Annotated in this window: 13 protein-coding genes; 5 read left to right on the forward strand and 8 right to left on the reverse strand. The window is 66.8% G+C overall.

Translation table 11 applies throughout. The annotated features are described in order from the left end of the window. The first annotated feature begins 43 nt into the window (after positions 1–43). The 5 genes from GFD25_RS01070 to ileS all read left to right on the forward strand — a co-directional run bounded on the left by GFD25_RS01070 (position 44) and on the right by ileS (position 8,311). Positions 44–1,342: a COG1361 family protein gene (locus tag GFD25_RS01070; RefSeq protein ID WP_163229096.1), complete on the forward strand. Its 1,299-nt coding sequence runs from the start codon at positions 44–46 to the stop codon at positions 1,340–1,342. Next, a complete protein-coding gene (locus GFD25_RS01075) occupies positions 1,339–2,865 on the forward strand; it encodes an ABC transporter permease (protein WP_163229098.1) in 1,527 nt (508 codons plus the stop codon). The genes GFD25_RS01070 and GFD25_RS01075 overlap by 4 nt, the downstream gene beginning before the upstream one ends. Positions 2,866–2,931: 66 nt before the next feature. After that, entirely contained in the window at positions 2,932–3,429 is a 498-nt protein-coding gene (purE, locus tag GFD25_RS01080; protein ID WP_163229100.1) for a 5-(carboxyamino)imidazole ribonucleotide mutase, read from the forward strand. Next, on the forward strand, positions 3,413–4,582 hold the full coding sequence (purK, locus tag GFD25_RS01085) for a 5-(carboxyamino)imidazole ribonucleotide synthase (RefSeq protein WP_163229102.1): 1,170 nt from the start codon (positions 3,413–3,415) through the stop codon (positions 4,580–4,582). Before purE ends, purK begins: the two co-directional genes overlap by 17 nt. Before the next feature lie 399 nt (positions 4,583–4,981). Then, on the forward strand, positions 4,982–8,311 hold the full coding sequence (gene ileS / locus GFD25_RS01090) for a mupirocin-resistant isoleucine--tRNA ligase (RefSeq protein WP_338024599.1): 3,330 nt from the start codon (positions 4,982–4,984) through the stop codon (positions 8,309–8,311). A gap of 129 nt (positions 8,312–8,440) precedes the next feature. Here ileS and GFD25_RS01095 read toward each other — a convergent pair whose 3' ends face one another. The 8 genes from GFD25_RS01095 to GFD25_RS01130 all read right to left on the reverse strand — a co-directional run bounded on the left by GFD25_RS01095 (position 8,441) and on the right by GFD25_RS01130 (position 15,954). Continuing rightward, a complete protein-coding gene (locus tag GFD25_RS01095) occupies positions 8,441–9,985 on the reverse strand; it encodes a PGAP1-like alpha/beta domain-containing protein (protein WP_163229106.1) in 1,545 nt (514 codons plus the stop codon). Then, positions 9,985–10,338, reverse strand: a complete 354-nt coding sequence (locus tag GFD25_RS01100) for a hypothetical protein (protein ID WP_163229108.1) — start codon at positions 10,336–10,338, stop codon at positions 9,985–9,987. The genes GFD25_RS01095 and GFD25_RS01100 overlap by 1 nt, the downstream gene beginning before the upstream one ends. Before the next feature lie 146 nt (positions 10,339–10,484). Beyond that, on the reverse strand, positions 10,485–11,165 hold the full coding sequence (locus GFD25_RS01105) for a DUF6466 family protein (RefSeq protein WP_163229110.1): 681 nt from the start codon (positions 11,163–11,165) through the stop codon (positions 10,485–10,487). A gap of 23 nt (positions 11,166–11,188) precedes the next feature. Continuing rightward, positions 11,189–12,223, reverse strand: a complete 1,035-nt coding sequence (locus tag GFD25_RS01110) for a vWA domain-containing protein (protein ID WP_163229294.1) — start codon at positions 12,221–12,223, stop codon at positions 11,189–11,191. Between the two features lie 29 nt (positions 12,224–12,252). Continuing rightward, positions 12,253–13,338 (reverse strand): vWA domain-containing protein, encoded by a 1,086-nt coding sequence (locus GFD25_RS01115; RefSeq protein ID WP_163229112.1) that lies wholly within the window; start codon positions 13,336–13,338, stop codon positions 12,253–12,255. Next, entirely contained in the window at positions 13,338–13,925 is a 588-nt protein-coding gene (locus GFD25_RS01120; RefSeq protein ID WP_239512331.1) for a hypothetical protein, read from the reverse strand. Before GFD25_RS01120 ends, GFD25_RS01115 begins: the two co-directional genes overlap by 1 nt. Further along, positions 13,922–14,857 carry a DUF58 domain-containing protein gene (locus GFD25_RS01125; RefSeq protein WP_163229114.1) on the reverse strand — a complete coding sequence of 312 codons (936 nt, stop codon included), beginning with the start codon at positions 14,855–14,857 and terminating at the stop codon, positions 13,922–13,924. The genes GFD25_RS01120 and GFD25_RS01125 overlap by 4 nt, the downstream gene beginning before the upstream one ends. Then, the gene (locus GFD25_RS01130) at positions 14,854–15,954 is read right to left on the reverse strand and encodes an AAA family ATPase (RefSeq protein WP_163229116.1); all 1,101 of its coding nucleotides are present in this window, start codon (positions 15,952–15,954) and stop codon (positions 14,854–14,856) included. The genes GFD25_RS01125 and GFD25_RS01130 overlap by 4 nt, the downstream gene beginning before the upstream one ends. Positions 15,955–16,093: the final 139 nt, after the last annotated feature.

Consider the following 16,093-nt stretch of genomic DNA (forward strand, 5'->3'; position numbering starts at 1 on the left):
ATCACCGAACGTCACCCCCGAGAGACCACGAGAAAGGGAACCCATGCACACACAAGACCTGACCCGCCGACTGATCGGTGCGGCGGCCGCGCTGATCGCCACGCCGGCACTGCTGCTGGCCTGCGCCACTCCCGACGCATTCGCCATGGCCGGAGCATCCGATGCCTCCACGGCGTCCGATGCGGTGTCCGGCGCGACGTCCGATACGCGCACGTCCGGCGGCGGCCTGAGCGACGCCGCGACCGGCGACGACGATGCCGCCGGTTCGGGATCGGTCAACCACGCGGTCGACGGCGGCACGAACGGCGGCGACGGCTCCGACACGACCACGATCGCCGGTCCGGTGCCGAACATCATCATCACGAACTTCACGTACGGCGACGGCTCGGTTGTGGCCGGCGGCGACTTCAACCTCGCGTTCACGTTCCAGAACATGGGCAAGGTCGCGGTCGACAACATGGTCGTCACCGTCGACGGCGGCGAAAGCTTCGCGATCGCCGGCGGCACCAACACGTTCTACTTCGACAAGCTCGGCGCCGGCTACGCGATGACGCAAAGCCTGCCGATGCAGGCCGTCCCCGGCGCCCAGTCCGGCGCGCAGGGCGTGACCGTGAGCTTCAAATACGAGTACGTGGACGGCGGCGCGCGCAGCTCCAACTCGTCCGACATCAAGATCTCCGTGCCGATCTCGCAGCCCGACCGCTTCGAACTCAACGACCCGGTCCTGCCCGAAGGCGTGACCGTCGGCTCCGAAACCACGATCACCATGAACTACGTGAACAAGGGCAAGGGCGACATCGCGAACGTCGAGGCCAGCATCGAAGGCGAAGGCATCCAGGTCACGAACGCCAAGCAGTACGTCGGCAACGTGGCCTCGGGCGCGACCGGGTCGATCGGCTTCGCGTTCACGCCGACCCAGGCCGGCGACATCAACGCGAAACTGCGCGTCACCTACGAGGATCCGGACGGCAAGACCCAGACCAAGGAATTCCCCGTCACGGTCAGCGCGGCCGACGCCGAACCCGCGATGCCGGACGACGGCATGGTCATGCCGGACGACGGGACCGTCGACCAGCAGGGGATCCCCGGCTGGGTGTGGGCCGTGGTCGCCGTTGCCGTGCTTGCCGCGGGTGCCGTGACGGTCGTGCTGGTGCGCCGCCGCAGGAAGAAGGCGAAGCAGGCCGACATCGACGAGGAATGGGATGACTGGACCGGCTCGAACGGCACGTCCGCCGGCGCCGCGAACGGGTCCGCCGACACGGACGCGACCCAGGTCATCGCCGCGCAGGGCGCCGCGCCGGCCGCGTCGCCGTCCCCGGCTTCCGGCGAGGGCCGCGCATGAGACTGACCGACATCCTGCATCTGTGCAGCCAGAACCTGTGGCGACGCAAATCGCGCACCATACTGACCGTGCTGGGCGTGATCGTCGGATGCTGCTCGATCGTGACGATGGTCTCGATCGGATCCGGCATCAACGAGATGAACGAACAGTCGCTCAAACAGATGGGCGACCTGACCATCATCAACGTCTACAGGCAGGGCGGCTACGGCACCGGATTCGGCTCGTCGACCTCGACCGGCGGATCCCAGACGGAAAGCAAGCTCGACGACAAGGCGATCGAGAACTTCAAACGGATTCCCGGCGTCGAAGGCGCCACCGCGCAGATGTCGCTCAGCTACTCGGTGTCCATGACTGCCGGAAACGGCCGGTACATCACCACGTACGGCGACGTCCAGGCCATCGACATGACCCAGCTCGGGAACATGGGCTACAAGCTCACCGACGGCACGGCCCCGACCCGCGACGGCGAGGTGCTTGCCGGACAGTATCTCGCCTACCAGTTCTACGACAAGTTCCGCCCCGAAGGCTCGAACATGCGCTACCAGCCGCAGGACGCGGGCGATGGCACGTACTGGACGTGCGATTCGACCGGCAACTGCTCGCAGGTGCCCGCCGACCAGCTCGGCGAGGAATCCAAGCCGTTCTTCGACCCGATGACCACGGAGATCACGCTGACCATCCAGACGGGCGACGACTCGTCAAACGGGGACGGCATGACGATGGGCATGGGCGGCACGTCGGGGGCGATCGGCTCGACCGGCACCGGCGGCGCCGACGGCTCGACCGGCTCGACCGGCTCCGGCAACACGTTCAAGCTTAAGGCCACCGGCATGCTCAAGGAGGACTACAACAAGGGGACCGCAACCTCGTCCGGCATCCTCATGGACATCACCCAACTCAAGGACATGATCGCCAAGGTCGACAAGTCCGCGGCGAAGACCGCCACGTACGAGCAGGCGCTCGTCAAGGTCTCCGACATCCGGCAGGTGTCCGACGTCGAACAGCAGATCAGGGACATGGGCTTCTCCACGTCGTCGTACGAGGAGATCCGCAAGCAGATGGAGGAACAGTCGCGCGGCATCCAGATGGCGCTCGGCGGCATCGGCGCGGTGTCGCTGCTCGTCGCGGCCATCGGCATCACCAATACGATGATCATGTCCGTGACCGAACGCACGCGCGAGATCGGCATCATGAAGGCGCTCGGCTGTTATGTGCGCGACATCCGCATCATGTTCCTGGGGGAGGCCGGATTCATCGGCCTGCTCGGCGGCCTGGTCGGCTGCCTGCTCAGCGCGCTCATCTCGATAGGCATCAACCTCGTGTACATGGGCGGCATCAGCGGCGAGAACATATGGCATGCGATCGTCGGCGGCGAGAACGTGACGAGGCTGTCGGTGATCCCCTGGTGGCTTTTCGTGTTCGCGATCCTGTTCTCCACGCTCATCGGCCTGGTCTCCGGATTCCAGCCGGCCAACAAGGCCGTGAGGATCCCCGCGCTCGACGCCATCAAGAACGAGCAGTGAGCCGCGTTGACTGCCTCTTTGCGTAGAGTGGAACGGTACTGAAGCACACCCGTTTCGGAGGTTCTTATGGCAGACAGCAAGCCCGAAGTGGCAGTCATCATGGGATCGGCCAGCGACTGGGAGACGATGAAGCACGCGTGCGACATCCTCGACCAGTTCGCCGTGCCCTATCACAAGCAGGTCATCTCCGCCCACCGCACGCCGGAACTCATGGGCGAATTCGCGCACAACGCGCGCGGCAACGGCTTCAAGGTCATCATCGCCGGCGCCGGCGGCGCCGCGCACCTGCCGGGCATGGTCGCCGCGCAGACCACGCTGCCGGTCATCGGCGTGCCGGTGCGCTCGCACGCCCTGTCCGGCTGGGATTCGCTGCTGTCGATCGTGCAGATGCCCGGCGGCATCCCGGTCGCCACCACGGCCGTCGGCAACTCGGGCGCGACCAACGCCGGCCTGCTCGCGGTGCAGATCCTGTCGACCAACGACGAGCGGCTTGCGGACGCGCTGCAGGAATACCGCGACTCCCTGAAGGAAAAGGTGGCTGAATCCAATGCCCAGCTTGTCTGAGGAAACGCACGGCGCGGTCAAGATGCTGCAGCCGGGCGCGACGATCGGCATCATCGGCGGCGGCCAGCTCGGCCGCATGATGGCCCTGAGCGCCAAATACATGGGCTTTCGCATCGGAGTGCTCGACCCTACCCCGGACTGCCCGACCGCGCAGGTGGCCGATTTCCAGATCGTCGGCGAATACGACGACAAGACCGCCATCCACGATCTGGCCGAAAAGTCCGACGTGCTCACCTACGAGTTCGAGAACGTGGACGCCGAGGCGATCGATGAGGTGCGCCATCTCGTCGCCGCGCCGCAGGGCACCGACTTGCTGCGCGTCACTCAGGATCGCGTGCACGAGAAGACGTTCATCAACGAGCACGGCACCGAAACCGCGCCGTGGCGCGAGGTGAACAACTTCGAGGAACTCGACGCGGCGATCGACGAACTGCACTACCCGTGCGTGCTCAAGACCCGTTCCGGCGGATACGACGGCCACGGCCAGCATGTGCTGCGCAACGACTCCGACCTCGAGAAGATCCGCGCGCGCGGCGACCGCGGCGGCGGCTTCCCGCCGTCCATCCTGGAGGGATTCGTCGACTTCGCGTTCGAGGCGAGCATTCTGGTGTCCGGCAACGGCGAGCAGTACGTCACGTTCCCGATCGTGCGCAACGACCACCGCAACAACATCCTGCACATGACGATCGCGCCCGCCGAAGTCAGCCCCGAGATCGCGCAGCAGGCGCACGAGCTCGCGCTGCGCCTGGCGAAGGGCTTCGAACTGGCCGGCACGCTCGCCATCGAGCTGTTCGTCACCAAGGACGACCGCGTGATCGTCAACGAGCTCGCGCCCCGCCCGCACAACTCAGGCCACTACACCATCGAGGCGTGCTCGATCGACCAGTTCGACGCGCACATCCGTGGCATCGCCGGATGGCCGCTCATCCAGCCGAAGCTGCTGAGCCCCGCGGTGATGGTCAACGTGCTCGGCCAGCATGTGCTGCCGACCCGCGCGCTCATCGCCTCGCACCCCGAATGGAACGTGCATGACTACGGCAAGGCGCAGCTGCGGCACAACCGCAAGATGGGCCACATCACCGTGCTCACCGACGACACCGCCGCCACCGTGGCCGATCTCGAGGCCACCGGCTGCTGGGACGATCTCAAGTAGCCGGAAAACGGCACAGACGCAGGATTCGTCCAAGCGGGGTTCCCGGCCGGGAACCCCGCTTTTCGTTTGGCCTCACGCCGTGCTACGATGTGGGGCGTTGTAAGGCGATGATCCGTTATCAGCGGGGAGTCTTCGGAAGAACGGTGCGGGCCGTCATGGCGCGCGCTCAGTAGAACCGACGGGATCGGCCCGACACAGCCGAAACTCAAGCGGTCGCCGATCCGCAAGGAACGGGCGACAAGCGAGGTGGTACCGCGGTGACGGGCTGCGATCAGTCCCGGTCATCGTCCTCGTAGGCAGGAATGACACTGACCGTCATGCCCGGCCGCGAGGCTCGCGCATGGCATGTCAATCGCCGCTCCTGTAGGCCAGAGCAACATATTGACGAGGAGAACCATGGTGAGCGAAACCACCAATCATGTGTATCCCAAGGCGAACGAAGGCGGCGAAACCGCGTCCGTCGCGCCGAACCCGAGCTTCCCGAACATGGAGGAGACGGTCCTCGACTACTGGGACAAGGACGACACCTTCCAGAAGTCGGTCGAACGCCGCCCCTCCGGCGACCACAGCCAGAACGAGTTCGTGTTCTTCGACGGCCCGCCGTTCGCGAACGGCCTGCCGCACTACGGCCACCTGCTGACCGGCTACGCGAAGGACGTCATCCCGCGCTACCAGACCATGAAGGGCCACAAGGTCAACCGCGTGTTCGGCTGGGACACGCACGGCCTGCCCGCCGAGCTTGAAGCGCAGAAGGAGCTCGGCATCGACTCGGTCGCCCAGATCGAGGAGATGGGCATCGACAAGTTCAACGACGCCTGCCGCGCCTCCGTCCTCAAGTACACGCGCGAATGGCAGGACTACGTGCACCGCCAGGCCCGTTGGGTCGACTTCGAGCACGGCTACAAGACCCTGAACATCCCGTACATGGAATCCGTGATGTGGGCGTTCAAGCAGCTGTACGAGAAGGGCCTCGCCTACCAGGGCTACCGCGTGCTGCCGTACTGCCCGAAGGACCAGACGCCGCTGTCCGCGCACGAGCTGCGCATGGACGCCGACGTGTACCAGGACCGTCAGGACACCACCGTGTCCGTCGCCGTCAAGCTGCGCGACGAGGACGCCTACGCCGTGTTCTGGACCACCACCCCGTGGACCGTTCCGACCAACTTCGCGATCGTCGTCGGCGCCGACATCGACTACGTCGAGGTCGAACCGACCGAAGGCAAGTTCGCCGGCAAGAAGTTCTACCTCGGCAAGGACCTGCTGCCGCACTACACCAAGGAACTCGGCGAGGACTACAAGGTCGTGCGCGAGCTCAAGGGCTCCGAGCTGGCCGGCCGCCGCTACTGGCCCGTCTTCCCGTACTTCGCGGGCGAGAAGGCTGAGACCGAGGGCAACGTGCCCGGTCCGAACGGCTACACGATCTTCACCGCCGACTACGTCGACACCGTCGAGGGCACCGGCCTCGTGCATCAGGCCCCTTACGGCGAAGACGATATGAACACGCTCAACGCGCACGGCATCAAGAGCACCGACGTGCTCGACAACGGCTGCAACTTCACCGCGCAGTGCCCGGACTACGAGGGCCTGTTCGTGTTCGACGCCAACCTGCCGATCCTTCGCAACCTGCGCGCCGGCGACGGCCCGCTCGCCCAGATCGACGAGGACAAGCGCGCGATCCTCTTCCAGGAGAAGAGCTACGTGCACTCCTATCCGCACTGCTGGCGCTGCGCCACGCCGCTGATCTACAAGCCGGTGTCGTCCTGGTTCGTGTCCGTCACCAAGATCAAGCCGCGCCTGCTCGAGCTCAACCAGCAGATCAACTGGATCCCGGGGAACGTCAAGGACGGCCAGTTCGGCAAGTGGCTCGCCAACGCGCGCGACTGGTCGATCTCCCGCAACCGCTTCTGGGGCTCGCCGATCCCGGTGTGGGTGTCCGACGACCCGAAGTACCCGCGCGTCGACGTGTACGGCTCGCTCGAGGAGCTGAAGGCCGACTTCGGCGACTATCCGCGCGACAAGGACGGCAACATCAACATGCACCGTCCGTGGATCGACAACCTGACCCGCCCCAACCCGGACGACCCGACCGGCAAGAGCCGCATGCACCGCATCACCGACGTGCTCGACTGCTGGTTCGAATCCGGTTCAATGTCGTTCGCGCAGTTCCACTACCCGTTCGAGAACAAGGAGAAGTTCGAACAGCACTTCCCGGCCGACTACATCGTCGAATACATCGGCCAGACCCGCGGCTGGTTCTACCTGCTGCACGTCATGGCGACCGCCCTGTTCGACCGTCCGGCGTTCAAGAACGTGATCTGCCACGGCATCGTGCTCGGCTCCGACGGCCAGAAGATGTCCAAGCACCTGCGCAACTACCCGGACGTCAACGGCGTGTTCGACAAGTACGGTTCCGACGCGATGCGCTGGTTCCTCATGAGCTCGCCGATCCTTCGCGGCGGCAACCTGATCGTCACCGCCGAGGGCATCCGCGACACGGTCCGCCAGGTCATGCTGCCGGTGTGGAGCTCGTACTACTTCTTCACGCTGTACGCCAACGCGGCCAACAAGGGCGCCGGCTTCGACGCCCGCCAGCTCACCGCGGACGAGGTCGCCGGCCTGCCGGAGATGGACCGCTACCTGCTGGCCCGCACGCGCCGCCTCGTGGAAAAGGTGCAGAAGTCGCTCGACGAGTTCGCGATCTCCGACGCCTGCGACGCCGCGTCCGACTTCATCGACGTGCTCACCAACTGGTACATCCGCAACACCCGCGACCGCTTCTGGAACGAGGACGCGAACGCGTTCAACACGCTGTACACCGTGCTCGAGGTGTTCATGCGCGTGCTCGCGCCGCTCGCCCCGATGGAGGCCGAATCCGTGTGGCGCGGCCTGACGGGCGGCGAATCCGTGCATCTGGCCGACTGGCCGTTCCTTGCGGACGAGAAGACCGGCGAGGCGACCGAGCTCGGCCGCGTGCTGGTCGACGACCCGAAGCTGGTCGACGCGATGGAGAAGGTGCGCGAGGTCGTCTCGGGCACGCTGTCCCTGCGCAAGGCCGAGAAGATCCGCGTGCGCCAGCCGCTCGCCAAACTCACCGTCGTGGTGGAGGACACCGACGCCGTCAAGGCGTACGCCGACCTGCTCAAGGGCGAACTCAACATCAAGGACATCGAGTTCTGCACGCTGGAGGACGCGCCGTCCCACGGTCTGAAGATCGTGCACCAGCTCAAGGTCAACGCCCGCGCCGCCGGCCCGCGTCTGGGCAAGCAGGTGCAGTTCGCCATCAAGGCGTCCAAGACCGGCGACTGGCACGTGGATGCCGCGACCGGCGCCCCGGTGGTCGCCACGCCGTCCGGAGAACTGGCGCTGGTCGAAGGCGAGTACGAGCTGATCAACCGCGTGGAGGAGGAGAACGCCGCCGAAGCGGCCGCATCCGTGTCCGCCGCGCTGCCGACCGGCGGCTTCGTGATCCTCGACACCGCGCTGACGGATGACCTGATCGCCGAAGGCTACGCCCGCGACGTGATCCGCGCCGTGCAGGACGCCCGTAAGGACGCCGGACTCGACATCGCCGACCGCATTTCGCTCAAGCTGGTCGTGCCCGCCGCCGACGCGCCGAAGGCCGAGCAGTTCCGCGACCTCATCGCGCACGAGACGCTCGCCGAAGCCGGCGTTGAGATCGTCGCCGACGAGAACGCCAAGGAGCTCGGCGTGACGGTCGCCAAGGCCTGAGCCGCGCCCGCCAACCGGCGAAAAGCATCCTCAACCAGGACCGTTCGGGGTCCGCTTCCCATCGGAGGCGGGCCCCGTTCCCGTATACGGGCGGAAAACCGCGGACGGCGGGAGCGATACGATGCCATGTCAGTCGCACCTTCCCATGCGGCCCTGATAGTATCTGGTCTCCTCAAGCTCGCCGTCGATGACCTGCCGGAAATGCCGCTCATGCGCGCCCAATGCGGGCGAACCCAGATCGGAGGCATTGCGGTAGGCGGCCTGATGGTATTTGAGCCAATGGGTGATCTCCTTGCCGTCCGGCGCGTCCTTCACTTCGGTTCCCTCGTAGCCTCGGCTCCATGCCGATGATGCGTCGCCGGGAACGCACGAACCGTCTTCTCCGACCGAGCCGGGCCGGGAAACCCCGGTCGCCGTCGCGTATCCGCGCACGGTCAGCCAATGCTCGCCGGTCGGATTCGCCGCGCCGTCCAGCGCCGCGACCAGTTCGTCATGCATCTCGATGCTCGTCACCCAGGTCTTCGATGGAATGGGATGGTTCGCGATCGGCGACCCAGCCGTCACCACATGTTCGATGGTGTATCGGTCCGCCATATCCGCCGCGATCGCGGCGGCCACGATGCCGCCCTGAGAATGCCCGATCAACGCGACCGGCTCATCGGCGCCGATGCCGGCCTGCCGCATCGCCTCGGCCACCATACGCGCGCTGTCCGCATGCATGCGCCGCTCGGGATCGTCGCTCATCAGCTCGACGTTCTGCGGCCATCCGAACGGCGAATCGGGCTGTCCGTCCGTTCCCGGTATCGTCACCAGCCAGCCGACGGTGCCGTCCGGACGACGATACTTCTGAATGGCGATCGTCGCATAGCTCAGGCCGCTGCCCAGATCCACCTTGCCGAGCCGTTCCTCGGCCAGCCGCCGCAGATGCTCCAACGACTGTGCCACGGACGAGGAGGCTCCCACCACCTCCACGTCGGTCGTCACCTCATGCACGTCCAGCACGTCGCCCTGAGCCAGATCGTTGGCGGTCCGGCTGAATCCCGAAACGAGCTCAGCCGCACGTTTCACCTCATCGGTGCCGGTCAGCGCCGTGACCGGGTCGATGCCGCCCACCAACGTGGCCACGCCTCCCATCAAACCTTCATGCGCGCCGGCGGTGGATGTCAGTCCCCAGATCGGATTGAACCTGCCCTCGGCCAGCGATCCGCCCGCCATCCCACCGACGGCCAGCGCCGCGGCTCCGGCGGCCGTATACGTCGGATACAGCGTCGTCACCGCCTGCACCAGTTCGTTGACCAGCCTCGTGGCCCAGGATTCGGCCTCGTCATACAGCGAATGCGCGCGGATCAGCAGTGCCGCCATGCGGTCAAGCTCGTCGCCGACGCTTTGACAGGTCCGGGCCTGATCCGAGCATCGCGCGATCAGCCGGTCGTAGGGGAGCGTCTCGTGCCCGGCCGTTCCCGAATCGGTCCGCCCCGAGGCGAGCGTCGCGCACAACGGCACGCTGAACCGCTGTTGGGCAAGCCTCAGCACCGTTGCCGACCATGCGTTCGAGGCGGCGCGCCAATCGGCCGCCGCGTCATGCAGACAACGGGCCACCCGCAGGTATTCCTCGCGGGCGGCGGCCGACATCCGCGTTCCGCCGTGGATCGTCGCCGTGACCTGCCAGCCCATCAGCGGCCCCCGCCCCATGCGAGCCGATGCGCGGCCGCAGCCTCGTCGCGCGCGCGTCTGCCCGCGGCAAGACAGTCGTCCAGCCGTTGGCGGAACAGCGTGGCGGCATTGCCCTCCCAAGCGATGGATGACGCCGCGGTTCGTGCGGCCGCAGTCATGTCGTCGGCGCGCCGGACGGCACGCTCGTGCAGGGCGATGAGGTCACGCCCGTTCGCGACCACGGTGCGGCACGGGCAGGATGCGTTCGTCATGCCGAACGGCGCGGATGCCGAGCCGGTGGCGAACGGGGAACCCGCAGAAGACCATGACGGGGATGTTTGCAGGGCGGTGAGGCCGGTGATGTTGTCGTTCATGACCCCATTGAACGGGAGACGGGCGAAGCCTGTCCACCGCGAACGGGGTCTGTGGACGCAGACGCGACCCGTCGGCGTGTTGTGGATAACCGGCGGTGTGCAACGTTGTCCACAACACGGTTCCGATCACCTTCGATCGACTCCGGTCACCACGGCTTGGACGTGTTGCCGGTGTTGTTGGTCGTTTCCGACTGCGATTCGTCGGTGGTCGTGCTTTCGGACTGCGCCGGCGTCGACTGCTCGTTGGCCTTGAGCAGCTCCTCGACCTGCTTGCGCTGCTCCTCGGTCAGCCCGCCGTCCTGCGACGTGCCGGAACCCTCGGAGGAGCTGCCGTCCGATGACTGGGACGATTCGGCGTTCGACGAAGACGAGGACGACGAGCCTTCCTCCTGCTCGCTCAGCCGCAGCCGGACCAGTTGCGACAGCTTGTCCGACACCCGCGCGTTCGTGTCGATCGCCTTGCGGATCTGCGGCAGCAACGCCGCGCCGGCCGCCGCCGCGTCGTCGAACTGCGCATCGGTCTGCTCCTGCAACGTGCTCAGCCTGTTGTAGTCCGGCGTGTCGGAGGAGGCTTCGGCGATGTTGCTCGACAGGCTTTGCGTCGCCTGGTTGAACGTGGACACCGCGCGCAGGTTCACCCACGCCACCACGCCCACGGCGATGGCCAGGGCCGCCATCACGCCGAGTACGACGCGTACCGCCAGACCGGCACGGGCGCCGCCTCGCGCGGACCCGGCCCGCACACGCAAACGATCATCCTCCGCACGCCTCGCACGGCTCCCATGTCGTCCGTCCACGGCGGCATCGCGAGTGTCATGTCTGCCCATCGCACGCTCCTTACCATCGTCCGTCATATCATCCGCCTCGACAGCGCGATCCACGATCCCAGTTCCCACGTGAGCAGCGCCAGCGCGAGGATCGCCAGCGGCCAGACCACCGGCGTCGTCCGCGTGCGCTCCTTCACCGTCGAACGCACCTGCCATTGCGAGGACCGTTCCTTCGACACCCCGTCGGCCATCGTCGTTCCCGCGTTCACGGCCAGATACGTGCCGCTGATCTCGTCCGCGATGGCGCGCAGGTTGTCCTCGTCCATCTTGGAGATGCCCGGCTTGCCGGTGTCCGGATCGGTCACCCACGAGCCGTCCTGCGCCTGCGCGCCGCCGACGCCGTCGCGTATGACCGGGATCTTGCCGCCCTGCGTCGAACCGACGCCGACCGTGAACCCGTCGCTCAGATACCGGCGCAGCGTCGAATACGAGCGGCGCGTGGTCGTGCCGGTCTCCTCGCCGTCGGTGATTACGTACAGGATGATCGCATCGTCCGGCCTTGATTCGCGGATCGACTTGAGGTTCACCAGCAGCTGGTCGAGCGGCGCGTCCAGGGTGGATCCGCCCGACACGCTCGTCGCCTCGGGGGTGAGCGTGCTCGCCCAATTGTCGATCGCCCGCGCATCCGGCGTCAACGGCACGTCCACCGTGCCCGACGCTCCGAACCGCATCGCCATGAAACTCGCGTCCGGATACAGCGAAGTGATATCGGCCACGGCCTGTTTCGCCGCGTCAAGCCGGCTGATCGTCTTGTCGGAACCGTAATGCGCGTCCGACACGGCCATCGAACCGGTCACGTCGACTGCGACCACCACGTCGGTCGCGTTCACCGCCTGACTGGTCGTCGACGAGACGACGCTCGGCGTGAGCGTCATGACCGCCAACGTCGCGCACAGCAGCACGCGGCGCACGCATGCCCCGGTCGTCTCGTCACTGGACCCGTCATGCGAACGCCGCACATGCAGCACAACTTCCGCCACGGCGAGCGCCAGCATTACGGCGGCCACCGCAAGTCCGGCCGGCCAGCCCAAGGCGGGGGAGAAGGTCAGGTTCGTCAGCGTCGCCAGCAACGTCGTCATCATGTCGTTCATCGGCGCAGCCTCCAAGCCGTGACCATCCATCCGACCGCCAGCACGACCAGTGCAAGCGTCCACCAGCCGGGCGTGTCCGTCACGGCGGCCTTGCTGTCCCGCTGGCTGGCGGCCTGACGACGGGCGTCGATCTCGCGTACGAGCTGGTTCACGCTCGCGCCGTTCGACTGGGTGAGGAATAGGCCCCCATGCGTTTCGATCTGGTTCTTCATGTCGGTGGTCGTCTCGTCCGACTCGCTCGAACGCGGCCCGGAGAACAGGCCGTCCACCGTGATGCCCGCCTTGGAGACAAGATCGAGCGCCTCGGTGAGCGTGTAGGTGGTATCACCGGAGACGACGTTGTCGGTCGCCAGCACGATCGACGCGGCGCGCTGGCGTTTCGTGTTCTCTCCCGACGGCGTGCCGTAGGCGAATCCGGGCAGCATCGCCGCGCAGCTGACCACGCCGTCGCCGATCAGCGACGTCGCGTTCGTGCGGTTCTGGGTGCCTTCCAGCCAGTCGGAGATCTTCTGGTACTGTTCGTCGCTCATCTTGTCGATGTCGTCCTGCGTTTCGACGCCCTTGAGGATCTCGGCCGCGGACTTGAGCTGTCCGGTGACCAGATCATAGTCGTCGGTCAGAGGGAACACCGTGCGCGACGTGGAGTTGAAGATGCTCAATCCGATACGTTCGCCCTGAAAGTTCGACACGAGGTTCAGATACGTTTCGATGACCTCGCGGTCGTACGGCAGGGTCGAGCCGGACACGTCGAGGCACAGGACGATGTCGCGGCGGCTGGCTCGCTCCTCGCTCACATCCACGGTGGACGGACGGGCGATCAGCGTCACCGCAAGGATCGTCGCCGCCGCAAGCAGCGCCACGGCGACGCGGTTCCACGCACGCCACCGGCGCAGCAGTTTCGCCGCGTGCTCGGTCGCCAGATCGTCGTCCAGCGAGAACACGGGAGCCTCGTCCGGAGTCGCCGCCCGCCCCGACCGGCCGGCGCCGGACAGCACCGCTACAAGAATGATGACGGCCAGCGCCGCCAGCACGCCGGCCAGCGCGGCCCATGGCCACTGCCATGCAAGGGTCGCCGTATGCATCAGCGCCACCTTTCGATCAGATTCGTCACCCATCCGGCCGCCTCGTCGACGTCCACCGCGCCGGCATGGCGGTTCATCGCGGCATCGGCGAATTCTGGAGGATACAAGGCGGCGATGGTCTGCTTGAGCAGGTCGAGGCTGTGCCTGTTGCCGCTGGTGCGTGGCATCACGGTCAGATCACGCAGCGTGCTCGCGCTCATGTCCTCGCCGCTCGCCTCGCCGGCGAACCGGCGGGCCACGTCGGCGAGCTCGACGAACGCCTCCTCGCGCGACAGCGAACCGGCATGATTCCGACGCACGATATCGGCCACGGCGTCGCGCCAGCGTTCCAGCGCATTGCCGTCGACATGGACGCCGCGGCGGGCCGGTTTCGCACCCGTGCGACGCGGCTTCGACAATACGACGATCGCCGCGACCAGCACGACGGCCAGCGCAAGGCATGCGACGATGAGCGCGACCAGCGGCGTCGTCAGATCGATGGGGCCGACCGGCACGAGATCGCCCACCTCGTCCGCGACGGTTCGGGCCGCGACGGCGAGCGTGACGGCGGCAAACGAAGTGCCGGTCAACGGCAGGGCAACCATCATCGCGCACCTCCCGAACGGATCTGATTGAATGCCGGCGACACGCTCGCCAACGACACGAGCCGCACGAACTCGTCGAACATCGCCTCGCTCGACGCCGCGCGGATCAGCCGGGAGCCGCAGCGCGTCAGTTCGCGGCGCAGGGCCTCCGCCACGAACCCGCGATGCACGTCCACCTGCTCGGCGGACTTGCGGGACCTGAGGAACGCCGGCACGTACCGTCCGCTCACGCCGTCCGTGACGGCCGCATCGCGGGCCGCGAACGGGTTGAGCGTCGCCACGTCGATCAGCACGACCGGATGCGTGCGGGCGATGCGCCCGATCGCCGCGACATGACGGTCGCGCAGCGCATGCTCGTCGGTCGCCAGCACGATCAGCGCGTCACGGTCGCGGATGCGCCGCGCATAGTCGAGCAGCGCGTCGATGTTGCGTCCTTGGGACCAGTCGCGGTCCAACGCCTCGTCCAGCGTGCGTTCGAACTGGCTGAACCCGCCGTGGAACGGCACGCGCGTGATGCTCGACGCGTCGCCGAACACCAGCGAGATATCGTCCGATCGACGCAACGACAGCGCGGCGAACATGCGCAACGCGTTCGCGGCTACCTGCCACGCTCGCTCGCCGCGTTCGCACGCGCCGGTCATCTCGCGGCTCACGTCCAGCAGCAGCCAGACCCGGCTCGTGACGCGACGCTCGCGCTGGACCACCATCGGACGGCCCTGACGGGCGCTGGCACGCCAATCGATCAGACGCGCCTCGTCGCCCGGCTCATACGCCCGGATGTCCATCACGTCATCGCTGCCGCCGCGGCGGGCCGACGCATGCTCCCCTTCAAGGATGCCCAGCGCCTTGCGCACCGTCGGCAGGCTCAGCGACGCACCCAACGCCTCGATCCGCGCACGGACCGGATCGTCGGCTGCTGCGAAGCGGTCGATCATGGGACCGGAACCGCCTTGACGATCGAATCGACCACCTGGTCGGCGGTCACGCCGTCGGCCAGCGCCTCGAACGTGAGCATGATGCGATGACGCATTACCTCGGGCACGAACGCCTTGATGTCCTCGGGCACCACGTAGTCGCGTCCGGACAGCAGCGCGTTCGCCTGGCCGATGCGCACGAGCGCGATCGAGGCGCGCGGGCTGGCGCCCAGGCGCACCAGCTGCGACAGTCCCTTGACCGGATGCGTGCCGGCGCCGCGCGAGGTCGCGGCCAGATCGACCGCGTACCGCATGATCGCGTCGGACACGTGCACGCGGCGGGCCGACGCGCGCAGGAACTCCACGTCGCGGATCGACACCACGTCGGGATTGGGTGCGTTCGGGTCGAGCGTGTCCGAACCGCGGCGGGTCAGCATCGCCAGCATGCGCGCCTCCTCGTCGGCGCTCGGATAGGTCATCACCGCCTTCATCATGAAACGGTCCATCTGCGCCTCGGGCAGGTTGAACGTGCCCTCCTCCTCGATGGGGTTCTGCGTGGCGATCACCATGAACGGCTTCGGCAGGGCGATGCGCTCGCCGCCGATCGTGGTCGCCCCTTCGGCCATCGCCTCGAGCATGGCCGACTGCGTCTTCGCGTTGGAACGGTTGATCTCGTCGAGCAGCACGAAATTCGCGTGGATCGGGCCGATCTGCGTGGTGAACCGCTGCGAGGCGAAATCGAACACCTGCGTGCCCACCAGGTCGGACGGCATGAGGTCCGGCGTGCACTGCACGCGTTTGAACGTGCCCGACACCGAAGTGGCCAGCGTCTGCGCGGCCGTGGTCTTCGCCAGGCCGGGCACCGATTCGATGAGGATATGGCCGCCCGCCGTCAGCGTGACGATCAGGGATTCGCGCAGGTTGTCCTGTCCGATCAGGGTCGAGGCGAACCGCGAGCGGATGCGGTCGGCGAGCTGTCGCGCACGCGCCACGTCGTCCGGGGTCAGGCCGGCGGTCGCCGTCGGCTGGGGGACGGGAACGGTCATCGCCGGGGCCGGCATGGGCGATGCGGACGCGGGCTGCGGCGGAACATTCGATTGGAACGGAAACAAAGGCATGGATTCCACTGTAACCTTGCACCGCGATCTCGGGGCCGGCTGAGGCCTGCTCTTACGCTTGCCGCGATAGATCCGCGCGGAATCCGCACAGGTCCGGGGAGAGGGGGCGTGGGCTCGTCACGGCAACGAAAAAGGGTCT

The sequence above is a fragment of the Bifidobacterium aerophilum genome (genome assembly GCF_010667685.1).
Taxonomy (GTDB): domain Bacteria; phylum Actinomycetota; class Actinomycetes; order Actinomycetales; family Bifidobacteriaceae; genus Bifidobacterium; species Bifidobacterium aerophilum.